This window comes from Stenotrophomonas sp. TWI700 (genome assembly GCF_039673645.1).
GTDB classification, from domain to species: domain Bacteria; phylum Pseudomonadota; class Gammaproteobacteria; order Xanthomonadales; family Xanthomonadaceae; genus Stenotrophomonas; species Stenotrophomonas maltophilia_AA.
The window spans coordinates 47,283-71,125 of the sequence record NZ_JBDJMB010000020.1; the positions used below are offsets into that span (position 1 = coordinate 47,283).

The 23,843-nt window shown below is 66.0% G+C and carries 25 protein-coding genes, 2 tRNA genes and 1 pseudogene; 20 read left to right on the plus strand and 8 right to left on the minus strand.

The features are described from left to right. Window positions 1-181 precede the first annotated feature (181 nt). The 4 genes from rnd (at window position 182) to ABE473_RS14045 (ending at window position 5,094) form a co-directional block, all read left to right on the plus strand. Window positions 182-1,261 carry a ribonuclease D gene (gene rnd / locus ABE473_RS14030; RefSeq protein ID WP_346489898.1) on the plus strand — a complete coding sequence of 360 codons (1,080 nt, stop codon included), beginning with the start codon at window positions 182-184 and terminating at the stop codon, window positions 1,259-1,261. A 105-nt stretch (window positions 1,262-1,366) separates the two neighbouring features. Next, window positions 1,367-2,461: a hypothetical protein gene (locus ABE473_RS14035; protein ID WP_346489899.1), complete on the plus strand. Its 1,095-nt coding sequence runs from the start codon at window positions 1,367-1,369 to the stop codon at window positions 2,459-2,461. A gap of 99 nt (window positions 2,462-2,560) precedes the next feature. Further along, window positions 2,561-4,627, plus strand: a complete 2,067-nt coding sequence (locus ABE473_RS14040; protein WP_346489900.1) for a DUF4034 domain-containing protein — start codon at window positions 2,561-2,563, stop codon at window positions 4,625-4,627. Further along, window positions 4,624-5,094, plus strand: a complete 471-nt coding sequence (locus ABE473_RS14045; RefSeq protein ID WP_346489901.1) for a hypothetical protein — start codon at window positions 4,624-4,626, stop codon at window positions 5,092-5,094. The genes ABE473_RS14040 and ABE473_RS14045 overlap by 4 nt, the downstream gene beginning before the upstream one ends. Window positions 5,095-5,188: 94 nt before the next feature. Here the strand turns inward: ABE473_RS14045 and ABE473_RS14050 are convergent, their stop codons facing one another. After that, entirely contained in the window at window positions 5,189-7,522 is a 2,334-nt protein-coding gene (locus ABE473_RS14050; protein WP_346489902.1) for a TonB-dependent receptor, read from the minus strand. A gap of 280 nt (window positions 7,523-7,802) precedes the next feature. After that, the gene (locus ABE473_RS14055; protein WP_346489903.1) at window positions 7,803-8,426 is read right to left on the minus strand and encodes a J domain-containing protein; all 624 of its coding nucleotides are present in this window, start codon (window positions 8,424-8,426) and stop codon (window positions 7,803-7,805) included. A 276-nt stretch (window positions 8,427-8,702) separates the two neighbouring features. Here ABE473_RS14055 and ABE473_RS14060 point away from each other — a divergent pair, with 276 nt between their 5' ends. The 5 genes from ABE473_RS14060 (at window position 8,703) to ABE473_RS14080 (ending at window position 11,605) form a co-directional block, all read left to right on the plus strand. Then, entirely contained in the window at window positions 8,703-10,013 is a 1,311-nt protein-coding gene (locus tag ABE473_RS14060; RefSeq protein WP_346489904.1) for an acetamidase/formamidase family protein, read from the plus strand. Between the two features lie 103 nt (window positions 10,014-10,116). Beyond that, window positions 10,117-10,192, plus strand: a tRNA-Ala gene (locus ABE473_RS14065). A gap of 240 nt (window positions 10,193-10,432) precedes the next feature. Next, entirely contained in the window at window positions 10,433-10,852 is a 420-nt protein-coding gene (locus ABE473_RS14070) for an Arm DNA-binding domain-containing protein (RefSeq protein WP_346489905.1), read from the plus strand. A gap of 20 nt (window positions 10,853-10,872) precedes the next feature. Further along, window positions 10,873-11,100 carry a hypothetical protein gene (locus tag ABE473_RS14075; protein ID WP_346489906.1) on the plus strand — a complete coding sequence of 76 codons (228 nt, stop codon included), beginning with the start codon at window positions 10,873-10,875 and terminating at the stop codon, window positions 11,098-11,100. After that, window positions 11,072-11,605: a site-specific integrase gene (locus ABE473_RS14080; RefSeq protein WP_346489907.1), complete on the plus strand. Its 534-nt coding sequence runs from the start codon at window positions 11,072-11,074 to the stop codon at window positions 11,603-11,605. Before ABE473_RS14075 ends, ABE473_RS14080 begins: the two co-directional genes overlap by 29 nt. Here ABE473_RS14080 and ABE473_RS14085 read toward each other — a convergent pair. Beyond that, window positions 11,593-11,805, minus strand: coding sequence for a hypothetical protein (locus ABE473_RS14085; protein ID WP_346489908.1), 213 nt, complete (start codon window positions 11,803-11,805; stop codon window positions 11,593-11,595). The genes ABE473_RS14080 and ABE473_RS14085 overlap by 13 nt on opposite strands. Window positions 11,806-12,513: 708 nt before the next feature. On the opposite strand from ABE473_RS14085, the gene ABE473_RS14090 reads away from it, so the two are divergent. From ABE473_RS14090 to ABE473_RS14105, 4 genes and pseudogenes are all read left to right on the plus strand, one after another. Then, the gene (locus tag ABE473_RS14090; protein ID WP_346489909.1) at window positions 12,514-12,906 is read left to right on the plus strand and encodes a hypothetical protein; all 393 of its coding nucleotides are present in this window, start codon (window positions 12,514-12,516) and stop codon (window positions 12,904-12,906) included. Continuing rightward, a complete protein-coding gene (locus tag ABE473_RS14095) occupies window positions 12,903-13,679 on the plus strand; it encodes a hypothetical protein (protein ID WP_346489910.1) in 777 nt (258 codons plus the stop codon). Before ABE473_RS14090 ends, ABE473_RS14095 begins: the two co-directional genes overlap by 4 nt. A 117-nt stretch (window positions 13,680-13,796) precedes the next feature. Further along, window positions 13,797-13,949: pseudogene (locus ABE473_RS14100) on the plus strand (SOS response-associated peptidase); the annotation flags it as partial. 100 nt (window positions 13,950-14,049) lie between these two features. Further along, window positions 14,050-14,484, plus strand: coding sequence for a hypothetical protein (locus tag ABE473_RS14105; protein WP_346489911.1), 435 nt, complete (start codon window positions 14,050-14,052; stop codon window positions 14,482-14,484). Here ABE473_RS14105 and ABE473_RS14110 read toward each other — a convergent pair. Together ABE473_RS14110 and ABE473_RS14115 are read right to left on the minus strand one after the other, a co-directional pair. Further along, window positions 14,471-15,196, minus strand: coding sequence for a hypothetical protein (locus tag ABE473_RS14110; RefSeq protein WP_346489912.1), 726 nt, complete (start codon window positions 15,194-15,196; stop codon window positions 14,471-14,473). The two genes, ABE473_RS14105 and ABE473_RS14110, sit on opposite strands and share 14 nt — an antisense overlap. A gap of 13 nt (window positions 15,197-15,209) precedes the next feature. Beyond that, window positions 15,210-15,440, minus strand: coding sequence for a hypothetical protein (locus tag ABE473_RS14115; RefSeq protein ID WP_346489913.1), 231 nt, complete (start codon window positions 15,438-15,440; stop codon window positions 15,210-15,212). Window positions 15,441-15,617: 177 nt separating this feature from the next. On the opposite strand from ABE473_RS14115, the gene ABE473_RS14120 reads away from it, so the two are divergent. Further along, complete coding sequence (locus tag ABE473_RS14120) at window positions 15,618-15,854, plus strand: AlpA family transcriptional regulator (RefSeq protein ID WP_346489914.1); 237 nt, start codon at window positions 15,618-15,620, stop codon at window positions 15,852-15,854. A 166-nt stretch (window positions 15,855-16,020) separates the two neighbouring features. Here ABE473_RS14120 and ABE473_RS14125 read toward each other — a convergent pair whose 3' ends face one another. Together ABE473_RS14125 and ABE473_RS14130 are read right to left on the minus strand one after the other, a co-directional pair. Next, on the minus strand, window positions 16,021-16,191 hold the full coding sequence (locus tag ABE473_RS14125) for a hypothetical protein (protein ID WP_176989378.1): 171 nt from the start codon (window positions 16,189-16,191) through the stop codon (window positions 16,021-16,023). Window positions 16,192-16,330: 139 nt separating this feature from the next. Next, a complete protein-coding gene (locus ABE473_RS14130) occupies window positions 16,331-17,353 on the minus strand; it encodes an NADP-dependent oxidoreductase (protein WP_346489915.1) in 1,023 nt (340 codons plus the stop codon). Between the two features lie 223 nt (window positions 17,354-17,576). Between ABE473_RS14130 and ABE473_RS14135 the strand changes: the two genes are divergently transcribed. Beyond that, window positions 17,577-17,966 carry a hypothetical protein gene (locus ABE473_RS14135; RefSeq protein ID WP_346489916.1) on the plus strand — a complete coding sequence of 130 codons (390 nt, stop codon included), beginning with the start codon at window positions 17,577-17,579 and terminating at the stop codon, window positions 17,964-17,966. Here the strand turns inward: ABE473_RS14135 and ABE473_RS14140 are convergent. Further along, the gene (locus ABE473_RS14140; protein ID WP_346489917.1) at window positions 17,956-18,762 is read right to left on the minus strand and encodes a helix-turn-helix transcriptional regulator; all 807 of its coding nucleotides are present in this window, start codon (window positions 18,760-18,762) and stop codon (window positions 17,956-17,958) included. The genes ABE473_RS14135 and ABE473_RS14140 overlap by 11 nt on opposite strands. Before the next feature lie 94 nt (window positions 18,763-18,856). Here ABE473_RS14140 and ABE473_RS14145 point away from each other — a divergent pair, with 94 nt between their 5' ends. The 5 genes from ABE473_RS14145 (at window position 18,857) to ABE473_RS14165 (ending at window position 23,676) form a co-directional block, all read left to right on the plus strand. Continuing rightward, window positions 18,857-20,038, plus strand: coding sequence for a YbfB/YjiJ family MFS transporter (locus ABE473_RS14145; protein WP_346489918.1), 1,182 nt, complete (start codon window positions 18,857-18,859; stop codon window positions 20,036-20,038). Between the two features lie 203 nt (window positions 20,039-20,241). Continuing rightward, window positions 20,242-20,317, plus strand: a tRNA-Phe gene (locus ABE473_RS14150). 326 nt (window positions 20,318-20,643) lie between these two features. Continuing rightward, the gene (locus tag ABE473_RS14155; RefSeq protein WP_346478131.1) at window positions 20,644-21,183 is read left to right on the plus strand and encodes a lipocalin family protein; all 540 of its coding nucleotides are present in this window, start codon (window positions 20,644-20,646) and stop codon (window positions 21,181-21,183) included. Window positions 21,184-21,350: 167 nt separating this feature from the next. Next, complete coding sequence (locus ABE473_RS14160; RefSeq protein ID WP_346489919.1) at window positions 21,351-21,836, plus strand: LEA type 2 family protein; 486 nt, start codon at window positions 21,351-21,353, stop codon at window positions 21,834-21,836. A gap of 46 nt (window positions 21,837-21,882) precedes the next feature. Continuing rightward, window positions 21,883-23,676: an acyl-CoA dehydrogenase C-terminal domain-containing protein gene (locus ABE473_RS14165; RefSeq protein WP_346489920.1), complete on the plus strand. Its 1,794-nt coding sequence runs from the start codon at window positions 21,883-21,885 to the stop codon at window positions 23,674-23,676. The last annotated feature ends 167 nt before the right edge of the window (window positions 23,677-23,843 follow it).

Consider the following 23,843-nt stretch of genomic DNA (forward strand, 5'->3'; position numbering starts at 1 on the left):
AGTGCAGTCCAGGCGGCATGCCGACGGCGCGGACAGGGGATCATCATAATCGCCACCGTCGTGGGCGGCGACCGCCAACGGCCCGGGTGTTCATCACCGCGCGGCGGCATGCCGGCCGTAACACGGGGTTAGGCTATCCTCCCCGACCTGAGCATCCCCTTTGCAGTACATGGAATCCCACGTGGCTTACTGGATCAAAACCCCGGCGGAACTGGACGAGCGCTACCGCCAGCGCCCCACCCGCATCGGCCTGGACACCGAGTTCATCCGCGAACGTACGTACTGGCCGCAACTGGCGCTGGTACAGATGGCGGTCGGTGACGAAATCCTGCTGATCGACCCGTTGATCCCCGGCATGAACGAGGCGCTGGCGCCGTGGCTGGCCGATACCGCCATCCTCAAGATCATGCACAGCGCCAGCGAAGACCTGGTCACCTTCAAGGTGGCCTGCGGGGTGCTGCCGCGCCCGTTGTTCGACACCCAGATCGGCGCATCGCTGGCCGGCATCGGCGGTGGCATGGGCTACCAGAAACTGGTCACCGCGGTCACCGGCGTAACCCTGGCCAAGGGCGAGACCCGCTCGGACTGGATGCGCCGCCCGCTCTCTGAGGCGCAGCTGGAGTACGCCGCCGACGACGTCGAATACCTCTTCCAGATCCACGACACCATCGACGCGCGCCTGGAAGAACTGGGCCGCCGCCAGTGGCTGCAGGATGACGCCGAGCGCCTGCTCGCCAGTGTCGAGAACGATGAAGAGCGCTGGCCGCACGTGGCGATGCGCTCGGCACAGTTCATGGACACCCCTGCGCAGCTGCGTCTGCTGCGGCTGCTGCGCTGGCGCGACGTGCAGGCGCGTGCCAGCGACAAACCGCGCAGCTGGGTGCTCGACAACGAGCTGGCCGCCGTGCTCGCACGCACCCCGCCGGTCGATGTGGATGCGCTGTCCACGCTGATGGAAGGCTTCCCGAAGGCCCCACGCAAGCTGGCCGCGCAGGTATGGCAGGCACTGATCACCCCGCTTGCCGACGAAGCCGACGCACCGCTGGCGCTGCCGGCCAACGATGCCAACAAGCAGGCCCTCAAGCGGCTGCAGGATGCCGTCACCGCGCGCAGCGCCGAACTCGGCCTGCCCGATGGCGTGCTGGCCTCGCGCAAGCATCTGGAAAGCTATCTGGAGCGCCGCCAGTGGCCGGCCGCGCTCGCGGGCTGGCGCCAGCAGGAACTGGAATCGCGCCTGCATCCGCTGCTGCCTGCCGCCTGAGCCGGGCAGGCGCGGCACATGCTAGCGTTGGACCCGACGCGCCGGAGGGGCGCGTAGCCGCTGGCGGCAACCCGTCGCCAGCCAAACCCCACAAGGAAGTACGCCATGCCTGGACACCGCTCTCCGCTGCTGATCGCCACCCTGTTGGCCCTCCTGTCGACCCCGCCCGCGCTGGCACGCAAGCCACTGGACCCCGCGCAGGAGCACGATCTGAAACTGTTGGCGCTGATCGAAAAGTCGCTCGGAGAGGGGTTGGCAGTCGTACTGATTCCCAATCCGCACGACGCGGTGGCCAAGGGCGACCTCGGTGTGCGGCCCGGCAGCATCGACTTCTACCTGCGCGACACCATCGTCGACCGCACCCCGGTTTCCACTCAGGTCATCTGGCGCAACCGCGAAAATGCGTCGGTCGGCTTCCTGCAGTCGTTTCCGACCAATACGCTGGAAGAAAACCCCAAGGCAGTGTATCTGGGGGAGACGTTCGAGGTGCAGGTCATTCCGGCCGGCACCTACCTGTTGTCCGGGGCGGTCGGCTATCAACTGGACAGCCCGCTGCCCAAGCCCACCGGCAAGCCAGCGGCCGCCAGCAAGGGGCCGCCTGCCATCGGCACGGTGCGGCTGCGCAATGTGGATTTCGAGCAGGCCTACCTGACCCGGCAGTGGAGCCCGGGCTATGTCACTTCCACCGACCATAGCCGCACGTACTGCACGACCGTGCGTGTCGTCTCCGGAGAGTGCACGGCCACGGCCAAGGAAACCTATACCACCCAGCAGGCCCACGCGGGCATGTATGTGGACGCGGTCAAACAGCGCAAGGTGGTAGCCACCCGCCTTGAAACGGAAATCCCGGCCTTGCAGGCGCCTGCGAGCTTCACCGTGGCGGCCGGGCAACTGGTGGTGGCCAGCCATGTCAGCGTCGGCAACGGCGGCATCGGCATCGACTCCAAGCGCTGTCGCACGGGCCCGGACAAGGCTGTGGATTGCCCGCTGCAACAGCTCACCTTCCACGTCAAACCGATCAGCGCCCGCGATGCGCGTTTCACCTTGCTGCTGAACACCCCCTACCGCGCAGTCAGCAAAAAGATGCTACAGCGGATGAAGAACATCGACTCACTGCAAGTCGATCTGATCGGGACGACCGGGCCGGTCGATCCGGTGTTTGGAACGCCGGTCACCACTGTGTTCAATGCCGCCAAGTAGACCTTGATCGCGCGCAACCATGGGTATTTTCCTTCCGTACTTTCCTGCACGCCGATTGCCTAGAATGCGCGATTGATCTTCGACAAGGACGTGGTCCCCATGACCGATTCCCCCAGCGACGCGTTTGAGCTGCGCCAGCGCGCACGCGATGCGCTGCAGCAGACGCGCTACGACGATCTCGACCGGCTCCTGACCGGGCTGGAGCAGCGCTGGCTCGATGGCGGGTCGCCCCGCTACGGCTACGGTTGGCTGCTGTCCACCCTGATCGACCCGGCGCAGGCCCTGCCCGCACGACTTCAGCAGGCACAACATTGGTGCGCGCAGCAGCCACACAGCCCGCACCCGTGGGTAGCGCTGGGGGCGCTGTGGGACCGTGTCGCCAGCCAGATCCGCTCGAGCGAGACCGCCAACCTGATCCGCGACGCGCAGTGGACCGGGGCCAGCCTTGCCCGCGACCATGCGCTGGCCGCGTGGCTGCGCGCGATCGCGCTGCATCCGCGCCCGGCCTTCGTGCTGGGCAAGGTGATGCGGCTGACCTGCTACCTGGGGGAACCGCGCTGGCTGCACCAGCTGCAGCGCGGTGGGCGAGCGGAGCTGTACGCATCCCTGCAGCAGCAGGATCCGGACGGCTACGCGGCGGCACTGGCGCTGCTGGCGCCTTACGGCGCCCCCTTGGCGGAACTGCCGGCGTTGCCAGCACGGCTGGCGCAGCGCACCGAAGACGACTTCGAATACGCCGCCGATTACTGGTTGCAGCACGCGCTGGCGTTGCGCGCGGACGATGTCGACCTGCTCGAAACCTTCCTGTACTACCTGTACCCGCGCTGGGGCGGCAGCCACGCGCTGATGCAGGACTTCATCGACGGCCCGTATGCAGCCCGGCTGATGCTGCCGCATCGCAACCGCCTGCGGGTGATGAAGGAACGCGACTGGCTCTGGTTCGCGCCGGAGGCCGATGAAGAAGAGGCGATCGCCCAGCACGACACCGCCTACGCGAACCTGCTCGACCTGCACCTGGATGCGCCCACGCGCGCGCTGGTGCTGTGCTGGTGGGCGACGCTGGATTACAAGCTGGGCCGCGATGAGCCCGAAGAAAACGACGTGCGCTGGGACGCGGCACGCATGACACATGCCTACACCTGCCTGGCCGAGGCGTTCGCGCTGGACCCGGCCTCCGTGGTCGAGGAAGGCATGAACGTGCTGGAAGCCTGCGCCCTGTTCGCGCACGTCGAAGGCGCCGATGCGTTGTTCGCGCAGGTGCTGGCCAGCGTCGAGATGTCCACCGACAGCGCACATGCGCTGGCGTGGCTGTCGGCCGCGCGCCATACCGGGCTGTTCGGTTTCAGCGTCGACACGCCCCTGGCCGCACGGCATCTGCAACGCGCGATGGCGATGGCCGAGGAGGACGAGGTGAACCTCTCCACAGTGGCGGCCAACCTGTTCTGCGACGTATCCGTCCCAGCCGGCCTGCACATGATGCAGCAGCTTGCCGAAGGCGGCGACCGCCGCGCGATGGCGGCGATGGTGGACCTTCACCGCGGCCGCGTGGCCGGCCGCGACTTCCCCGCCTTCGCCGATCCGGCCCAGGCCGCGGCGTGGACCGAGCGCGCCATTGCGGCGGGCGACCTGGTGGCGATCTACAACCGTGCCTGGGAGCTGAGCGAAACCTTCAAGCACACGCCCGACCCGGCCCTGCAGGAGCAGTCACGCGCGCTGTACCGCCGTTGCGTGGACGAGGCCGCCCCCCACGACCGCGTGTGGCAGCCGGCGCACATGAACCTGGCGGTGCTGCTGTACCAAGGCGAGGATGACCGCGACAAACAGGAAGCCGTGTTCGACCTGCTCGGCCCGCTGTGGTGGCGTGGCGACACTGCCAACCGCGCCTGGGCCGCCGGCTTCCTGGCCGACGTGTTCCACTTCGGCAACGGTGTGCCCGCCAACGCGTTCCTGGCCAAGATCTGGGTGGACCGGGCGGCCGAAGCCGAGCCGGACAATGCCGACGTACTGCGCATGCGCCCGCTGATCGACGGCCAGGGCAAGCTGTTTGGCGCCACCCGGGCAGCGAGACAACAGGCGCGCGACCGCGACACCGTGGACCTGCGCAGCTGGCAGCTCACCTTCGGCCTGGACTCCGTACCGGACCGCCAGGACGTGCAGCCGGCATGAGCCGCATGTTGCGCGCCCTGCCCGTCCTGCTGCTGGGCCTGTGTGGCGCAACGGTGCCGGCCGTGGCCACGGCTGCCACCGATGCCGACAGCCGCAGTGCCTGCGCCGCCGATCCAGGCGGCTGTCCGGTGTGGATGCCGACGCAGCGAGACATGCGCGCCCTCCTGCGTGACTACTACTGCGGCCAGATCGACCGTGGACGGTTGCAGCCACCGGTGCTGCCGCTGGCCAGTGCGACCACTTCGTCGGTGAACTGCGCTGCACTCTCGCCCGCCGACAGCTACAACTACGTATGTGGCGGCGAGATGGCGTTCGTCGGCAAGGACGGCCGGCGCTACTTCCTGGGCTTCAGTCCGACCCTGCGGCGGGAGGATGACGGCCGCACGGCCGTGTATGAAGGCGACCATTGGCAGATAGTGGAACCGCTGCCCGCCACCAGCGCCTGTCCGGCTGTGCCGCGTCACTGACCCGGCTGCACAAACAGCAACGCCCCGCGATCGCGGGGCGTTGCCGGAACCACTCGCTGTCACCGGTGCCCTGCGGCACCGGTGGTCGCGTGTCTTACCAGTTCATGTTGAGCGAGACACCCACGGTGCGCGGTTCGTTGTAGACCGCGGCCATGTAGTTCTCGATCACACCCTTGAGGTTCTTCTCATTGGTGATGTTGCGCGCGAACAGCGCCACTTCCCAGGCACCGTAGTTGGCCGAGTAGCCCAGCTTCAGGCCGCCTTCGAAGCTGCCCTTGGAGTTGAACTCGGCCGAGTCGTACAGCACGAAGCTGGTGTAGCCCTGCTTGTTCCAGTCGGTGGAGACGAAGAACACATCGGCGTCATTGACCGGCATGTCGTAACGCGCGGCCAGGTTGATGTTGTACTTCGGTGCGTTCGGCAGCGGGTTGCCGTTGATCTGCGCGAAGGTGTTGGCACCGACCTTGATGGTCGGATCGTTCACCGTGCAGACCACGGCGCCGTTCAGGGCGCAGACCTGCGCGTACACGCGGTCGTCCTGGATTTCGCTGTGCAGCAGGCTGACACCGGCGCTCAGGGCCAGGTTCGGGATCGGACGCAGTTCCATGTCCGCTTCCAGGCCGTAGGCCTTGGCCTTGTCGGCGTTGAACAGCACGCCGTTGCCGTCCGAATCGTTGCCGTTGAGCTGGATGTCGTTGACCACGTAGGTGAACGCGGCGGCGTTCACGCGCAGGCGGTTGTCCCACAGGCTGCTCTTGATGCCGGCTTCCCAGGACAGGATGGTTTCCGAGTTCGCCGTGGTGAAATCGGCATTGAACACGGCCGAACGGCCCTGGATGGTCGGGCCGCGGAAGCCGCGGGCCACGCGCGCATACACGCTCAGCTGCGGGTTGAACGCATACATCGCGCTCAGGTCCCAGCTCGGCGTGGTGTCGGACATTTCCACGTAGGTGCGGCCCTTGTAGGTCACGGCACCGGCGGCGGTATCGGCGGTCTTGAGCAGACGGGTCTTCTTCTCGTCCCTGGTCTGGCGCAGGCCGGCGGTCAGGGTGAACTTGTCGGTCACGTCATAGCTGACCTGGCCGAAGCCGGCCCAGGAAGTGTTGACGTTGCGCAGGCGCACCCAGTTGTTCGGGTTGCGGGCAGCGGTGTTCAGGAACCAGCCGCGCTGGTAGAAATCGGTGGTGTCGCGGCCGTCGAAGTAGAACGCGCCGACCTGCCACTTCAGGCGATTGTCATCGGCGTTGGCCAGGCGGAATTCCTGGGTCCACTGGTCCAGGTCGCGGATCTGGCCCATCGACTGGCCGTAGCCATTCGGGACGCCGTTGACCGGGTAGTTCACCGCCGCGCCGCCGTCGGTGTCACCCCGGCTGTAGCCGGAGGTGGTTTCGTACGCGGTGATCGAGGTCAGCGAGACATTGCCGAAATCGTAGATGGCCTTCACCGAGCCGCCGTAGGTCTTGTAGGCCTGCGGGTTGTTGTCAGCTTCGTCGTAGGCGACCTTGTCGCGCGCCACGTCGGTCTTGTTGGAGCCCTTGGTCAGCGCGCTGCGCAGGAACAGGGTCGAGGTACCGTCGTAATCGCGTGCGTGGGCCGAGGCCAGCAGCGAGAAGTTGTCGCTCGGCTGCAGCAGCAGCTGCGCGCGCACGTTGCGGTCGTCGAAGCCGCCCATGGCGTTCTTCTTCGGCGACACCGTGCCATCGGCGCTCGGGCCGCTGTAGGTGTTGTCGACGTAGTCATCGCGGTGCTGGTACAGCGCCGACACGCGGAACGAGGCGATGTCGTTGATCGGGCCACCGAAGCCGCCATCGATCGCCACGCTGCCGTACGAACCGTAGCTGGCCTGCACGCGGCCGCTGTAATCCTGGCTCGGCTTGATGGTGTCGAATTTGACGATGCCGGCGGTGGTGTTGCGGCCGAACAGCGTGCCCTGCGGGCCGCGCAGCACTTCGATCTGGTCCACGTCGTAGACCGGGTTGGACTTCAGCACCACGTGCTCGAGCACCACGTCGTCCTGGATGATCGACACCGGCTGCGAGGCACCCAGGTAGAAGTCGATGTTGCCCAGGCCGCGGATGTAGAAGCGCGGGAAGATGCGGCCGGTGGTGGTTTCGGCGTAGAAGCTGGGCACCTTGCCCGACAGCGCCAGCAGGGTGTCATCGCCGCCGGCGGTGTAGTCGCGGATCTTCTCGCCCTGCACCACGCCGACCGAGACCGGCACTTCCTGCAGGTTGCGTTCGCGGTGGTCGGCGGTGACGGTGATGGTGTCCAGCGAGGTGGCGCTGGCGGACTGTGCGTCCTGCGCCGAGGCGGCGGCGGACAGCATCAGCGCGGCCGAGGCACAGGCCAGCGCCAGGGCGCGGCGGCGCGGGATCGCGCGGAAATGGCGGGACGGCGTCGACACGGGGGTGTTGCGATTGGCAGGCATGCAGGGTCTCGGGAAGTACTTAACTGGGTGGCGTGCGGTGCACGCGGATGAACAACAGCAGCACCGCTGGTTGCGCAGCGATGCAGCACGTTATTGCGTGGATGTTGCAGGTTGGTTGCAGGGTGCTGCGGGGGACGGCCGTCCATCCCCCACCCTGACCTGATGGGCTGTGCCGCCGGAGTCGTGGCGCGGATTATGCCTGCCCGGCTGGCTGCCCGGAAGGCCGCTCCGCTCCAAACGCGGCGACGGCCCGCACCGCCGCCGGACGGAACATGCCGTATCAGCCGGCGCGCTGGATCAGCGTGCGGTAGGCTTGGGTCAGCTCCTGCATCTTCACCGTCGCCCAGCGCAGCGCCTGTTCGCCCTCGCCTTGGTAGCGGTCCGGGTGGTACTGCGAACGTCGGCGCTGATAGGCCAGTTCGATTTCGTTGCGCGATGCATTGGGGCGCACACCAAGGATATCGGCTTCCGATGCAGGCGGAGGCTGGCGAGGAGGCGGGGCCGGCCGGTGCTGCCGTGCCGATGCCTGCGCCGAGGCCTGCGCCTGGTTGCGCTGCTGGATCACCGCTGACAGGCGCACCGCCAGAGTCAACATGGCCGCATGATCGATCGCCATCGCGTCATAAAAGATGTCGCCATTGACCCGCATGCGCGCCTCGGTCTCCGGTGCGATGTCGCGGATCTGCGCGATGCCCAACCGGGTGGGCTGGCCAAACCTGGGCTTGGCATGCAGTGCATCGCGGGTGACGAGCAGCCCGTTACGCGCGCCACCGAACACGGTGTCGTCCAGCAGCACCAGCACCGCCTCCGGCGCTACCTCTGGCGCGTAGGCGCCAAGGGCCCCCTTAAGCTTGCGCGCAGGAATGGCCGGGTACACATGCACGCCACCGTAGTCCCAAGTCATCCCTGGATCGCTGAGAATCCATCCAAAGTCCATTCCTTCTCCCGATGTCCTTGCCCGACCCGGCCGTGACAGCATCATGCCTGCCGAGGGGCTTCGGCCACGATAGCGGCCGCCAGCCCGGGAGCTTGAGCCGGCTCCCGGCCCGGCCACCGGCAACCTCGCGGAGACCAGCGGCGGCAACCATCGGCAGGGGGCCATCCGGCACATGCCCGCAGACCCGGCAAGGGCCAACACTGGGGCCCGTTGCAAGCCGGATGATCGCCCATGATGCGTAGCATGCTTCCGAGCCTGGCCCTGCTGCTGGCGGCCCCATTCGCCCATGCAGCTGACGCCCAGTGGTTGGTCACCACCGACCTGTGGGGAAACCCGGCCTATCAACTGCTGACCGTGCCCGACCAGCAGGGTCCACTGCAGGGTCGTTTCGACGGGGATGCGCTGCAGGGCAGCCGCGAGGGCGACACACTGGCGTTTGTCGTGACCGGCAGTGATGGGGCGACCTACCGCTTCCATGGCACACAGGCCGGCGGGACGCTGCGCGGGACCGCCGACTACCCCGACACCAACGCCAGCGAGCGGCGCGCGACGCACCCCTTCAGCGCGCGCCGTTTGCCGGATCGGCCGGCCGGAGGTCCGCGGCAGCACGACTTCGTGCCCACCTCGTACGCCAACGAGTTCTCGCCCCATCGCGCGCCGGTACTGACCGTCTGGCCAGGTGACAGCGTACGCACCACCACACTGGATTCCGGCGGCGTGGACGCGCAGGGCCAGACCCGGGCCCTTTTCGGCAATCCGCAGACCGGCCCGTTCTTCGTGATGGATGCCGAGCCCGGCGATGTACTGGCAATCCACATCAAGCGGCTGCGCTTGAACCGCGACTATGCCGACAGCCTGGACAGCATCGTCGGCCGCGCACAGACGCCGGCGCTGGCCGCCAAGGCAACGGCACTGGACAAGCCCGTGCGCTGGACGCTCGACCGCCAGCGCGGGCGCGCGCGGCCGGAAGCTGCCACCGGCAAGCTCAAGGATTTCTGGGTGCCGGTGCGGCCCATGCTCGGCGGGCTGGCGGTCGCCCCCGGCTTCGGCAACGCGCCGATCTCCACCGGCGATACCGGCCGTTTCGGCGGCAACATGGATTTCAACGAAATCCGCGAGGGCGCCACCGTCTACCTGCCGGTATCCCAGCCCGGCGCCCTGCTCTATCTGGGCGATGCGCATGCGCTGCAGGGCGATGGCGAAACCTCGCAGTACGCGCTGGAGACCTCCATGGACGTGGAATTCAGCGTGGACGTGATCAAGTCCCGCGCGCAGTCTGCGCCCCGGGTGGAATCGGCCACGCAGGTGATGGTGCTGGGCCAGGCCGGCTCGCTGGATGATGCGCTGCGCGCGGCCACCGCGGGCATGGCGCAGTGGCTGGAACAGGACTACGGGTTGAGCCTGTCCGAGACGGCGCAGGTGCTGGGCAGCTCGGTCAGCTTCGTGGTGGCCAATCTGGCCGGGCGCAGCGTCGGGGTGGCGGCCAAACTGGACAAAGCCCTGCTGCGGCAGGTCGAACGGGCACCGGGCAGTACACCCGGCGCCCGGCCGTGATCCGGACCAGACCCCACTTGGCAGGCAACGCCGGTCGGCGCTAGACTAGGCCCATCGCGAGGTACGGCCGAGGTCGGGTACGCCACGCAGTTGCACCACCCGTGGGGCCATAGCTCAGCTGGGAGAGCGCGTCGTTCGCATCGACGAGGTCAGGAGTTCGATCCTCCTTGGCTCCACCACTATTCAGCCCGACAGGGCACTCGAAAGGCCGGAATACCTGCAAAAACAGGGGTTCCGGCCTTTTTCGTTGGACTGCCGAGGACGAGCGGGCACGTTGCAGCTGGTGAGACAGTGGGGGCATATTTTGGGGCATCAGCCCTATGCCCCCAGAACCGATGCCCCCACTCTCCGATCTCGCGATTCGGCGCGCCAAGCCGAGCGGCAAAACCCAGAAGCTATTCGACGGCGGTGGTCTCTAGTTGGAGATTTCACCTGCAGGTGGCCGTTGGTGGCGACTGAAGTACCGCTTCGGCGGCAAGGAGAAGCGCCTGGCGCTCGGGGTGTATCCGGAGGTCACTCTGGCCCTGGCCCGCAACCGTCGCGAGGACGCCCGCCGGCTGCTCGCCCAGGGTACTGACCCAAGCCAGCAGAAGAAGGATGCGGCCGCGGCGAAGGCAGGGCTGGGCGCGTTGACGTTCGAGTCCATCGGGCGGGAGTGGATGAAGGGCCGGATCTGGGCGCCGTCGTACCGCATCAAGGTCGAGGCGTGGATGGAGAACGACGGGTTCCCGTGGATCGGCTCGCGGCAGGCTGCTGACCTCGAAGCGCCGGACTTCCTGTCGATCGCGCGACGCATGGAGCGGCGCGGCGCGGCGCCATCGAGTCTGGCCATCGGGTGATACAAAACTGCGGGCAGATCATGCGCTATGCCATCGCCTCGGGCCTGGCCAAGCGCAATCCGGTAGCCGATCTGCGCGGCGCCTTGCAGCCCAAGCCAAAGCGCCATTACGCGGCCCTGGCCGAGCCGAAGGAGCTGGCGCCGCTGTTGCGTGCCATCCACGCCTACCAGGGCAGACCAGTGACGCGCTGGGCGCTCGCCCTGGCTCCGCTGGTGTTCCGTGAGGCCGGGCGAGCTGCGCCAGGCTGAGTGGTCCGAGTTCGATCTGGACGCAGGGGTGTGGCTCATCCCCGCCGACAGGATGAAGATGCGTGCCGAGCACCTGGTCCCGCTGTCGAGGCAGGCCTTGGCCATTCTCCGGGAAATTCGGCCGCTCACCTATCGAGAGTCAGCCCCGGGGTCCGCCGGCACCACCGCAGGTCGATACGTCTTTGCTGGCCGCAACAGCGCCCACCGCCCGCTGAGCGAAAACACAGTGAACACGGCGCTTCGTCGAATGGGCTTCGAGGCCGATCAGATGACCGGGCACGGATTCCGGGCCATCGCCCGCACCATCCTGGACGAGGTTCTGGGCTTCCGGCCGGACATCATCGAGCACCAGCTGGCGCACGCGGTGAAGGATCACAGCGGCAGGGCCTACAACCGCACCACGCACCTGGTGGAGCGGACCCGGATGATGCAGGAATGGGCCGACTACCTGGACCGGCTGCGCGTGGGCAACGTCGTGCCGATGCGGCCCGGTCAGGCGGCCTGATCGTCGAGGGAGGGATCGAGGCGGCGCGCGATCGATGCGAATCGGGCGGCCTCGGTGCGGAGGCGGGCGGCAGCGCGGCGGCGGCGTGCCCTGTCTTCCCAGCTGCCGGTGCGGTCACGGTCCAGCTCGGTGCCCTGCTGCCATAGTCCGGCCGCCTTGGTGCGCGCCCAGCGCGCCTTCCCCGCATTCGTCTTCGTCATGGCAGCCATAGTGCCGCAGGCGCGTCGCAGAGGCCGATACGCGGGCAACGGCAGCTGAGTGGGTCAACCCTGCCCTATCACGTCTTGCGGATCCAGTTGGACGCCTCTGCCACGCAGCACAACGTGGTCCTGGATCCACTGCAGCCTCTTCGCCACCTTCCGCCGCAGAACCTGCCCATGTCGCAACGTCCATAGCTCGCACCCTCTTCGACCGGCATTAAACGAGCTGCAGTGCCGGAGCAGCAGCGGTGCATGTACCCCGTCCTCGGGAGTCAGCCTGGCCAGCCACGTGCCATCGACCCACTGCTGCATGGACGCTACCTGCTCCCCATGCAGGAACAGGCCTGTCGGGAGCGTGTCGAGGTGGCAGCGGGGCTTCCAGTAGAAGCCGTCAGGCATGAGGGTGAGGGTCTTGGTGTCGGCGTCCATGGGCGCAGAATAGGATCGGGCCGTCTCACATCCCGATACACATCTGAGCTGACACCACCCCATCAGCGTTCTGCATCGTTCCGCCCTGCGCGTTGGCTACGGAACCCTGGGCGATTCAGATGTATGGCGCGTAACGGTCTGAACAGCTTCTTCCGAAACAACCAAGGACGCCCGGGAGTTTTGTGACTCGCCCCTCACTTTGCAGATATCAAGGTAACACCCAAGAGTCAGCGAGTGGTAGACAAGTTCAGGCGAAGGATATCGCCGATAAGGAGCGAAATGAAAAGGAACAAAGCGAAGTCGCTACCTTACCTCATCTCACTGACACTCTTTTTTTCGACACCAGCGTTTGCTGAGGTTAGAGCAATCAGCAGAGCCAACTGTGTAATCGGCATTGTCAATGAGTCCATCACGTATGACAGGCCGCAGTTGCGCCCGTTCAACGGCTCTGTCACGAGTACACACACTCAGCTTGGGAACACAATTCCTCTCCATAGTCTTGTTGATGTCGGCTATGGAAAGTGGCGTTACTACGCTGGCGATATCGAAGACCCAGGCACGCTGCGGGTGGATGGCACCCACTATTGGCTTGTGGTCGACCCAAATGGCCAAATAGTGGAATCCGGCCAAGAGGCCACGAGCGCGACTGATTGTAATATTACGGAGTGGTGATCGATATGAAATCAAGGATAGTTTTTCTTACTTTTATTTCCGTTTTCACGCCGACCCTGGTTTTAGCTCAACATACGACGCTTCCAGAAGCGCCTGCAAATCAAGAGACACTGGACTGGCTTAAAGAACGTGCGCTTAAAAGTTCCGAGGAAAACAACTTTCAAATGGCGCGTGGTTCGGCAACGAGAGAAGGCCAGCTGATCATCATTCCACTTGCGGAATGGGACGCCCCTGCCTCTGCTAAAGACAGCGTCGCGCGGGGGATAGCGAATCAAAGCAAGGGTACTTTGAAGGCTGCGTCTGGCGCCATTCCATCAACCGACGAAGTACTTGGGCGCCTAGCTGATACACGGCGAAGTGACGCTGAACTCAGACAGCTACTTGGATACGCGCCAGCTGAAATCTCCCGGACTCCGATCGGCGCCGCCGAGCTCCTGAGTACAGAGCCAACCGGAAGCATCAAGGAAGGTAAATGGACAGGAGTAACACGCTCTTACAGAGTCCCGAAGGTCGGTGTAATCATCCTTGAAGAGAATGATTACATTGCTTCAGGGAGAGTGATAACGCTGTTCCGTGAAACCCTCAACGAAAATGTAAACGGAACGCCAGCACGCGCGTCCGCATCTCGTTCTGATGATGGTAAAGGGCAGGCGGAACTACGCTGGGTGACACCCCAGCGATCCTTCACCTTGACGCTATACACCGACGAAGGTAATCGAATAGAGCAGGGCCAAGCGCTGCTGCTGCAGATCGCTAAAGGAATAAAGAGTTGACCTGGAAGTTGAGTAGTTTGAACAAGGGGCCGGCTTTCATGGCCGGCCCTATCTGCAGTACCGCTACTCGCCCATGCCCGACGGCACCAGGGCCGCATGCTTGCCTGGCTGAAACATGGGCAGTTCGATGAGTGGCTGGCGGCCGAGCCCGATGACGCGATGGCGATGCTGCTGGCCAGTGAGCCACCGGCGATGGAGGCCTATCGCGTCAGCCGCGCGGTGAACACGCCACGGAACAACCGCGAGGAACTGCTGGAGCAGGTCGCGTAACCAGCATTCACCCCGGCAAAATGCGAATGCTTCTCCGGCAGGCGACGACCGATTTACAGCGGTAGTCTGGTGTTGTTCAAAACAACACATGGAGAGCGTTATGCGCGCAGTGCTGATCACCACCATCCTTGCCATTTCCTCCGTCGCGGCCGCTGCCGACACCGGCGTGATCCATGGAATGACCGTGGCTCTGTACCAGGAAGAATCGAACCCGGGCAAGAGCCTGGACGATTTCGTCGTTCGTATCGCGCCCCGGGCGGTTCAGGCATCGAAGGAGGCGCGCGCTACGGTCTGCGGCCAGGTTGAGGGCGGCGGCCCGTATCTGGTCAAGGTGAAGACTGATGGGTACACCAGCACCTGCGACCTGCCGACGACCGCGCTGCCCTACGTGCTGGTGAACGGAACAGCAGTGGACAAGCGGGAGAATCATTTCTCGCAGGTGAACTGGCAGCGCGCCGGCCACCTCGTCACGCCGTGGTCGGTGAAGCATCAGGACGGCCAGCAGAAGCGTCCACGCAAGGTCAGTAGTTTCTGAGGTCCAGCACCAGGCCGACAGCCTGGAAGCTCCCGAACTGGCCGGTGGGTGGCGGATTGCTCGGCCCGTCGGTAATTTTCAGGGCAAGCTGAATCATCTGAAGCTGCACGCTGCCGTTGAGCGTCTTGAATCCGGCGACGTATGCGAGATCGTTGTTCAGCCAGTAAGGCCCGCCGCCCACCGGGCCACCCGTGACCAGAACTCCAGCTCCACTGTTCGAAACGCCGATTCCGTATCCGGTGCCCTGCGCCACGGGGAAACTGGCGGGCGATGTGCCGATGTTCGCTTTGACCTTGCCTTCGATGCGCATGTACTTGTAGCGCGAGTCGAAGATCACGCGGTCGTTCGCAGGGTTCCTGATTCGCAGTCCTTTCGTCGGGTTGAATGCCATCTGGGCAACGTCGGTGGTATCAAGAATCCAGTACTGCACGTTCACCACCGGCGCGCTCGTCACGATCTCCCAGGTGACCGTTGTCCCTGACCTGCTGCGGACGCGGAGGCCGACAAAGGCATCTGCACATGCGAACGTCAAGATGGGTTCGTTACAGCCGCCCACCACGATCGTCGCCTTGCCAGCGTTGGCCGCTGCACCTGACGGCCCGTACTGCACGGTCGTGACTGTCCCCAGCGTCTTGAGCGCCAGGTTCTCGTAGGAGGGATCGATCTGAATCAGAGAACCGTCGCCCTGCCGGATCCTGGCGCCAATAGCCATCTCAGTACCGCCGTTATATCAAAACGCCGCCAACAGCGAACCGGCAGCTCATCGTCCAACTGATCGTGTTTGCGCCATCGTCGCTGAGGACGGGAGACGCGTTGTAGTCGGATATCGCCCCGTCCACGGCAAAGTAATAGAACAGCGGATTGTTGCCGCTGGCCGGAACCACCACAGATCCGCTTACGCCAGGGGTAATGCTGACCCGGCCGACGATCCGCGGCAGGCGGGTCGTGATATCCACCAGCAGGTTTCCCGATGGATCGCGCTGGCGTAGCCCCATGACCATTACTGAAGCTCCCCCAGTTCGATCAATGCCACGTTGCCCGCGCTATTCAGAATCGCAGTGCAGTGTCGGTCAGCTCCATGAATCCCGGCCCGGCGTTGACGCCTCGCATCGAACCGCGGCGAAGGAGATCGAATGACCAGCACCATCGAACGCCGCGCGCCCAACCTACTGCGCCTCAAAGAGGTCACCGGCCGGACAGGGCTGTCCAAGAACACCATCTACGACCGGATCCGCAAGAAGGAGTTTCCTGCGCAAATCGACCTCGGCGGAAACTGCGTGGCCTGGTCGGAGGATGAAATCGACAGGTGGATTCAGGCCAAGATCGATGCCCGGCAGGTCAACGAGGACGGATTGCCGAAGGCCGCATGAGGCGGGGGCATATGTGGGGGCACTTGCTGGCGCGGGTAGCCCCTCCCCCTACTGCTGCAAGGGATATCGGATGAACCGTGATTCCCCTTGGCTCCACCACTATTCAACAGAACGCCCCGGGAAAGCAGCTTCCCGGGGCGTTTTTTCACCGCCTTCGCGCAATCGCTTACGCGCCCTCGGGAGTGTCCTTGCGCTCCGGCCGACGCGTGCCTGCATCGTGGATCGCCTGATCGGTCTGCCCCGGCCGCTGCTTGGCGGTTTCATCCTGCTTGCGGTCCTGCTGGCTCTCTTCGATGCCTTCCTGCTTGCCGTGTTCGCTGGGCTTGGTGTCTGCCATGGGTCTACTCACTCGTGCGGGCGCCGGAGCGGCGCGTTCATGGGAAGACTAACCAGCCGATCGTGAGGCAGGAATCATGATCGGCGCACTCCTGCACACGTCGCACTCACACGCGCCGGGCCGGGCCTGGCCGGGCCGCTCAATCCAGCTTGACCACCAGCTTGCCGAAGTTGTGGCCTTTCAGCAGGCCGAAGAAGGCTTCCGGCGCGCGTTCCAGTCCCTGCACGACGTCCTCGCGATACTGCACGCGGCCGTCCTTCAGCCACTGCCCCATGTCGCGCAGGAACGCGGGGAAGAAGACGTGCAGATCGGACTGGATGAAGCCGCGCACGGTCAGGCGCTGGCGCAGCACCTGGCTCATGAAACCCGGCAGCCGGTCCGGCCCCGGCAACACCGCGCCGCGTGCGTTGTAGGTGGCGATCGTGCCGCAGACCGGAATGCGCGCGAAGTCGTTGAGCAATGGCGCGACCGCATCGAAGACGTGGCCCCCGACGTTTTCGAAGTAGACGTCGATGCCGTCGGGAACCGCCGCCCGCAACTGCGTGGCAAAATCGTCGGCGCGATGATCCAGCGCCACATCGAAGCCCAGTGTTTCCAGATACGCACGCTTCTGTTCGCCCCCGGCGATGCCGACCGTGCGCGCGCCCTGCAGCTTGGCGATCTGCCCCACCGTCGCGCCGACCGGTCCGCTGGCAGCGGCCACCACCAGGGTTTCACCCGGCTGCGGCCTGCCGATTTCCTGCAGGCCCACATACGCAGTGAACCCGGGCATGCCGTAGACCCCGAGTGCGGTACTGATCGGCAGGCCGTCATCCTCCAGCGTGCGGCTCACCTGATCACCGGGGATGACCGCATGCGTCTGCCAGTTGCCTGGCGCCAGGACGTGCTCGCCGATGGAGAAACCGGGATGGTTGGAGGCGAGCACTTCAGAGACGGTGCGCCCCTCCATCACGGCCGCCAGCGCAACCGGCGCCGCGTAGGACGGCCCTTCCTCCATGCGACCGCGCATGTAGGGATCCAGCGACAGATAGCGATTGCGCAGCAGCACCTCACCCGGGCCGGGCGCGGGAACCGGCACCTGTTCAACGCGGAAGTTGGCCGCGACGGGGGCACCACTGGGGCGCGAGGCGAGCACGATGCGGGTGTTGGTAAGCGTGTTCATCGGCGGATGGCTCCGGGGAGACGAAAAGGAACCCCGACAGTAAGCCGGCCGGACACGTCCAGGAGGGGGGGTAAAACAGCGTTCCATCGGTGCAGGACGACGCGGCGGTGGAATCGCCTTGTGCGACAGCGACCGATGATCCCGACGGCGTCACAGCATTCCATCCGTACGCTGCACCGCGCATGCGTTGCCCTCGCCGCCGGTCAGGGCGCATCATCGCGTCATGAACGTTTCCTTTTCCCGCCGACGTCGCTACCTGCTGCCGGTGCTGATGTCCGCCACAACCGTGTTCGGCCTGGCATGCTGGGCGATCCTGGCGACCGAGCCCGGTTGCCTGGTCGCGCAGGGCCATTGGTCGTCCGGTGCAGGCAAGTGCCATACGCGCCTGTGCCTGCTGCAGGGCGACTGCGGCCAGATGGCCTCGCCGGCCGCGGCATGCAACAAGGTGCGGATCGGCGACAGCCGTGGCCGCGTGTATTTCCTCCTGGGCGATCCCCTGCCAGGTGCGGGCGACGAAGCAGAGTGGCCCGAAGGCAAAGCCGACAACGGCATGATCCACGCACGCTTCGAGAACGAGCGCCTGGTCAGCCTGGCGTGCCCGGTTACGCCGTAGTGCGTGCCCGCTTCCACTGCAACGGGCTCATGCCCATCTCGATCCGGAACATGTAGTTGAACGCCGACGCCGAGGCGTAGCCCAGCGCGTGCGCGATGACCGTCGGCGAACGCCCCTGCGCCAGCCACTCGATGGCGCGCAGCAGGCGCAGCCGCAACCGCCAGTCGCGCAGGCGCATGCCGGTCTCGCGTTCGAAGTGGCGTGCCAGGGTGCGTGGTGATGCACCCAGCAGCGGCGCCCAGTCCTCCACGCTGCGGGTATCGGCAGGCTGCTCGTAGAGCGCCTGGCACCAGCGCTGCAGGCGGGCATCCTGCGGCCACGGCAGATGCCGGGCGTGCTGCGGCTGGCGCGGCAGCTGCGCGGTGATCAGCGTGCACACGGTGGCGTAATAGCTGCGGTCGTGATCGGGCACGGTGCGGTCGAGTTCGATGATCAACTCGCGCAGCAGCGGCGACACGTCCAGCACCACGCAGTGCGTCGGCATCCCGAGTGTTGGATCGTCACCTACATACAGATTACGGAAGGCCGAGGTACTCAATGCACCGGTGTGATGCAGCGTACCGGTCGGCACCCACAGCGCCTGCTGCGGCGTGATCACGTGGCGGGCGTGTCCGGCACTGGCCTGGAGCACGCCCGTGCTGGCGTATACCAGCTGGTTCCAGGCGTGGACGTGCGGCGGAAACCGCTCGCCGGCGTCCAGCCACTGGCTGCGTGCCACCACCGGCCATGGCAACCGGCGCAGCGGCGGCACGGCGACTTCACGCCAGCCCGGGGCAGTTCGCTCGACCGCGGCCATGTGACGCCTCATCGACAGAAGTGGTCATTCTATCGAAAGACACCATCACCGCGTTCCCCGCACGATAGGGGCCTCCCCGCTGCCACCCACGCACATGCCCCCTGTCGCCCCGCCGCCCCGTCATGCCTGGCAGGTCATCGCTGCCGGCATCTGCGCCCTGGTGCTTACGGTGGGCCTGGCGCGCTTCGCCTATACGCCCCTGCTTCCGGTGATGCGCGCCGACGCGGGACTGTCGGCAGCCGGGGGCGGCTGGCTGGCGACGTTCAACTATCTGGGCTACCTGGCCGGCACGCTGCTGGTCGCCCGGGTCGGGGACATGCAGCTGAAGTTCCGCTTCTACCGCATCGGCCTGGTGCTTGCGGTGGTCTCCACCGGCCTGATGGGCGCGACCGGCCAGATGGGCAGTTGGGGCGTGCTGCGCTTCGTGGCGGGCCTGTCCAGCACCGCCGGCCTCCTGCTCGCCTCGGGGCTGGTGCTCAACTGGCTGCTCGCCCACCAGCGGCGGCCGCAACTGGGCCTGCACTTCGCGGGCCTTGGGCTGGGGATCGCGGTCTCCGGGCTGGCGGCTGCGGCGATGGCCGATCACCTGGCCTCCTCCCGGCAATGGATGGCGCTGGGCGCGTTGGCGATCGTGTTCCTGGTCCCGGCCTGGGCCTGGATGCCGGCGCCGGTACCGATCTCCAACGCGACCGGTGCGGCCGCTCCTCCCGCGCCTGGCCGGCGCTGGCGTGGGCTGTTGATCGCATCGTACTTCTGCGCGGGGTTCGGCTTCGTGGTCAGTGCGACGTTCATCGTCGCCATCCTGGTGCAGACCCCTGCCTTCGCCGGTCGCGGCAGCTGGGTGTGGATACTGGTCGGTATCACCGCGATTCCCTCGACGTTTGTCTGGGACCGGCTGGCGGCACGGCTGGGGCTGATCCGCGCGTTGATGCTCGCGTATGCACTGCAGACGGTCTCGTTCGTGCTGCCCCTGCTCGACGATGGGATAGGGACGGGCGCGGCCAGCGCGGTGCTGTTCGGCCTGACTTTCGCCGGCATCGTCAGCCTGACGTTGACCATGGTCGGCCGCCACTATCCGCACAACCCGGCCAAAGCGATGGCGACGTTGACGCTGAGTTACGGCGTCGCCCAGATCATCGCCCCCGCGATCGCCGGCACGCTGGCGCGCGAGAGCGGCAGCTACCAAGGCGCCCTGGTGCTGGCGGCGATCATGATGTCCATCGGCATCGTGCTGTTGTGGTGCATGCCCGACGATGCAGGATCGACCGCAGCGTGATCGAGGGCAGCCGCGTCGCGCGGCCGCCTGAACCAATGTTCATGCGCTCGGGTGACGCGCCCTCACCCGCTGGATCAAGTACTTGGACGCCTGCGGACAAGGGTTCGGAAACAAATGTGAAATTTTTTTCGCGAAACGCTTGCCGAACCCTGCATACCTCCGTATTATTCGCGTCCTCGCCAGCGGCAACGCAGCGATGAAGTGGCCGGGTAGCTCAGTTGGTAGAGCAGGGGATTGAAAATCCCCGTGTCGGCGGTTCGATTCCGTCCCCGGCCACCACACTTTCAGATGACCTGCAGAAATGCAGGTCATTTTTTTTGTCTGTCGTTCGGCACAGCCACATCGCATCCTTCAACCAGGCAGTGTGCGCACAGCTTCGTGCGCCGATCATCACTCGCCTGTCCGCTGCGTGATCGCGTGCCACGACCTCCACTCAGCGCGTCAGCGCGTCAGCGCACGCGACGATGACGCAATGATCGAAGCGGCGATCCGCAACGCACTGCAGGCGTACAACGCGGCGACCTCCCCGCACCGGATGACGGAATATTCACAATTACCGTCCTGCCTGTGCCTAAGCTCGCTGCGTCTTGTGTGGAGTGTCGACAATGCGCCGCCGCTATCTGATCAGTGCCCTGCTCGCCCTCGCCGCCTCCGGGTCGGCCTGGGCCGCCGCGCCGGTGACCTCGGTGGAGGCGCTGGACATGGACCGCTATGCCGGCCAGTGGCATGAAATCGCGCACCTGCCGGTCTCGTTCCAGAAGAAGTGCGTCGGCGACATCACCGCCACCTACAGCCTGCGTGCCGATGGACGGATCAGCGTGCACAACGCCTGCCGCGTGGCCGATGGCGACCGCGTGGCCGCCGATGGCGTGGCGCGCCCGGTCGAGGGCCACCCTGGCCAATTGCAGGTGCGCTTCGTGCCGGACTGGCTGTCCTGGGTACCGCTGGTCTGGGCCGACTACTGGGTGATCGCACTGGACCCGGAGTACCAATGGGCGGTGGTCGGCGAGCCGGACCGCAAGTACCTGTGGATTTTGTCGCGCTCGCCGAGCATGGACACCGCCCTGTTCGGGCAGCTCAAGGCCCGCGCCGAGGCGATGGGCTATGACCTCGCCCCGCTGCGGGTGATGGCGCCGCTGGACTGATCCGCCCACGCCGCCCGGCGGCCCGTCTGACGTGCTCCCCCCAGACTAAAAGCACGTGGCCCGGTCATCCCGGTGCCCTACCCTTGCGTCACGCTGCCACAGGCAGCGCGAACACCATACGCCGTAGTATGCTCATACCCATGCAACACCCGCCTGAGGATTGCGCCATGTCCCACCGCTTCCGTCCCCGCCTCGCCCTTGCCCTGATCGTCATCGCCTCGCTGGCCCTGACCGCCTGCAACAAGACGGTCAAACGTGTCTCCGAGCCGGCCGCCAGCGTGCAGGAGTTGACGGTGCGTGCCGATGGCAGCTGGACGGTCGCGCTGCGCCTGCAGAACTTCAGCTCGATGCCGATGACCTTCGACAACGTTTCGCTGCAGCTCACGGTCAGCGACCAGGACGCCGGCCAGCTGCAGCTGCAGCCCGCGCTGTCGATCGGCGGGGTGTCGGCCGATGTGGTCAACGTGGAGCTCAAGCCAAGCTCGGGCGCACGCCTGGTGATGGCCGATGCACTCGCCGGCAACCGCACCCTGGGGTATTCGCTGAAGGGGTCGGTGAGCGCCACCCCGCAGGAAAAGAAGCAACGCACCTTCGAGATTGACAGCCGCAGCACGCTCAACCAGGCCCCCGGCCTGCCCGGCGTCCTGCGCTGACCGGCGGCTTTCCGCCTTCCTTCGCCACTGATCGAGACCGTACCCGATGAGCAGCTACACCGCCCCGCTTTCCGATATCCGTTTCGCCCTGCATGACGTGCTGAAGGTCGAGCCGCTGTTCGCGCGCCTCGGCCTGACCGATGCCACCGCCGATGTGGTCGATGCCGTGCTGGAAGAAGCCGGCCGCTTCAGCACCAGCGTGCTGGCACCGTTGAACAGTGTGGGCGACGAGATCGGCTGCGTGCTCGACCAGGCCACCGGCGAGGTCACCACCCCGCCCGGCTTCAAACAGGCCTACACGCAGTTCGTCGACGGCGGCTGGACTGGCCTGACCGCTGCGCCGGAGCTGGGTGGCCAGGGCCTGCCGCATACGCTGGGCGTGCCGCTCAACGAAATGATCAACGCCGCCAACCTGGCGTGGGGCAACTTCCCGCTGCTCTCGCACGGCGCGATCGAAGCGCTCAAGCAGCACGGCGAGGCGTGGCAGCAGGACGCCTTCCTCAAGCCGCTGATCGAAGGCCGCTGGACCGGCACCATGTGCCTGACCGAACCGCATTGCGGCACCGACCTCGGCCTGCTCAAGACCAAGGCCGAGCCGAACGCGGACGGCAGCTACGCCATCACCGGCACCAAGATCTTCATCACCGCCGGTGAGCACGACCTGACCGACAACATCGTGCACCTGGTGCTGGCCAAGCTGCCCGACGCACCCGCCGGTGCCAAGGGCATCTCGCTGTTCGTCACCCCGAAGTTCAAGGTCGACCGCGAGGGCAAGGTCGGCGAGCGCAACGCGCTGCGCTGCGGCTCGATCGAACACAAGATGGGCATCAAGGGCTCGGTCACCTGCGTGATGAACTTCGACGGTGCCGAAGGCTACCTGGTCGGTCAGCCGCACAAGGGCCTGCAGGCAATGTTCACCATGATGAACACCGCACGCCTGGGGGTCGGCCTGCAGGGCATCGGCCTGTCCGAGCGTGCCTACCAGAACGCGCTCAAGTACGCCCGCGAGCGCCTGCAGTCGCGCTCGCTGAGCGGCCCGAAGAACCCGGAGAAGCCGGCCGATCCGATCCTGGTCCACCCGGACGTGCGGCGCATGCTGCTGACCATCAAATCGCTGGTCGAAGGCAGCCGCCTGCTCGCGCTGCACGCGGCCACCCTGATCGACATCGCCCACCATGCCGAGGATGACGGCGAGCGTGAGCGCGCCGATACGCTGGTGAGCTTCCTGACCCCGATCTCCAAGGCCTGCCAGACCGAATGGGGCATCGAGAACACCTACAACGCCCTGCAGTGCTTCGGTGGCCACGGCTACATCCGCGAACACGGCATGGAGCAGCTGGCCCGCGATGCGCGCATCACCACGCTGTACGAAGGCACCACCGGCATCCAGGCGCTGGACCTGATCGGCCGCAAGACCGCGTCCAGCCAGGGCGCCGGGCTGAAGCTGATGCTCGCCGAGATCGAGGCCTTCGCCAAGGCCAATGAAGGCAACGAGGCGCTGGCCGAGTTCATCGCGCCGCTGCGCGCCAAGGCCGACGAATGGGGCAAGCTGACCATGGCAACGCTGCAGCGCGCGGCCGGCAACCCGGATGAGCTCGGCGCGGCCAGCTTCGATTACCTGTTCTACTCGGGCTATGTGGTGCTGGCCTACTGGTGGGCGCGCAGCGTCGCCGCCGCCGATGCTTCCGCGCAGAGCGCGGCGTTCAAGCAGGCCAAGCGCGAAACCGCCCGGTTCTACTTCGCCCGCGTGCTGCCGCGCACGCTCAGCCACGCCGCCGCGATCCAGGCCGGCGCCGAGCCGCTGATGGCGATGACCGACGCGCACTTCGGCGAAGGTTGATCGTTGACCGGCCCACCGACCAACGGTCGGTGGCTACCGGTCGGACGGTCGGTGGTTGCCGGTCGGTCGCCCCGGGTAGGGGGGGGGCCGGGGGGGGGGACCCCCGACCCCCAACTGAAGACAAACCCCCACCGAAGGAGGGGGGGGGGGCGCGCGCGCGCGGGGGG

What these genes read in the sequence shown, in the direction of transcription:
- ABE473_RS14160 (WP_346489919.1), top strand. Translation starts at nt 21,351, where the DNA reads ATGTCCCACCGCTTCCGTCCCCGCCTCGCCCTTGCCCTGATCGTCATC.
- ABE473_RS14090 (WP_346489909.1), top strand. Translation starts at nt 12,514, where the DNA reads ATGAAAAGGAACAAAGCGAAGTCGCTACCTTACCTCATCTCACTGACA.
- ABE473_RS14125 (WP_176989378.1), bottom strand. Translation starts at nt 16,191, where the DNA reads ATGGCAGACACCAAGCCCAGCGAACACGGCAAGCAGGAAGGCATCGAA.
- ABE473_RS14135 (WP_346489916.1), top strand. Translation starts at nt 17,577, where the DNA reads ATGAACGTTTCCTTTTCCCGCCGACGTCGCTACCTGCTGCCGGTGCTG.
- ABE473_RS14165 (WP_346489920.1), top strand. Translation starts at nt 21,883, where the DNA reads ATGAGCAGCTACACCGCCCCGCTTTCCGATATCCGTTTCGCCCTGCAT.
- ABE473_RS14105 (WP_346489911.1), top strand. Translation starts at nt 14,050, where the DNA reads ATGCGCGCAGTGCTGATCACCACCATCCTTGCCATTTCCTCCGTCGCG.
- ABE473_RS14130 (WP_346489915.1), bottom strand. Translation starts at nt 17,353, where the DNA reads ATGAACACGCTTACCAACACCCGCATCGTGCTCGCCTCGCGCCCCAGT.
- ABE473_RS14045 (WP_346489901.1), top strand. Translation starts at nt 4,624, where the DNA reads ATGAGCCGCATGTTGCGCGCCCTGCCCGTCCTGCTGCTGGGCCTGTGT.
- ABE473_RS14060 (WP_346489904.1), top strand. Translation starts at nt 8,703, where the DNA reads ATGCTTCCGAGCCTGGCCCTGCTGCTGGCGGCCCCATTCGCCCATGCA.
- ABE473_RS14055 (WP_346489903.1), bottom strand. Translation starts at nt 8,426, where the DNA reads ATGACTTGGGACTACGGTGGCGTGCATGTGTACCCGGCCATTCCTGCG.
- ABE473_RS14145 (WP_346489918.1), top strand. Translation starts at nt 18,857, where the DNA reads ATGCCCCCTGTCGCCCCGCCGCCCCGTCATGCCTGGCAGGTCATCGCT.
- ABE473_RS14035 (WP_346489899.1), top strand. Translation starts at nt 1,367, where the DNA reads ATGCCTGGACACCGCTCTCCGCTGCTGATCGCCACCCTGTTGGCCCTC.
- ABE473_RS14040 (WP_346489900.1), top strand. Translation starts at nt 2,561, where the DNA reads ATGACCGATTCCCCCAGCGACGCGTTTGAGCTGCGCCAGCGCGCACGC.
- ABE473_RS14120 (WP_346489914.1), top strand. Translation starts at nt 15,618, where the DNA reads ATGACCAGCACCATCGAACGCCGCGCGCCCAACCTACTGCGCCTCAAA.
- ABE473_RS14085 (WP_346489908.1), bottom strand. Translation starts at nt 11,805, where the DNA reads ATGACGAAGACGAATGCGGGGAAGGCGCGCTGGGCGCGCACCAAGGCG.
- ABE473_RS14110 (WP_346489912.1), bottom strand. Translation starts at nt 15,196, where the DNA reads ATGGCTATTGGCGCCAGGATCCGGCAGGGCGACGGTTCTCTGATTCAG.
- ABE473_RS14155 (WP_346478131.1), top strand. Translation starts at nt 20,644, where the DNA reads ATGCGCCGCCGCTATCTGATCAGTGCCCTGCTCGCCCTCGCCGCCTCC.
- ABE473_RS14140 (WP_346489917.1), bottom strand. Translation starts at nt 18,762, where the DNA reads ATGGCCGCGGTCGAGCGAACTGCCCCGGGCTGGCGTGAAGTCGCCGTG.
- ABE473_RS14075 (WP_346489906.1), top strand. Translation starts at nt 10,873, where the DNA reads ATGCGCTATGCCATCGCCTCGGGCCTGGCCAAGCGCAATCCGGTAGCC.
- ABE473_RS14050 (WP_346489902.1), bottom strand. Translation starts at nt 7,522, where the DNA reads ATGCCTGCCAATCGCAACACCCCCGTGTCGACGCCGTCCCGCCATTTC.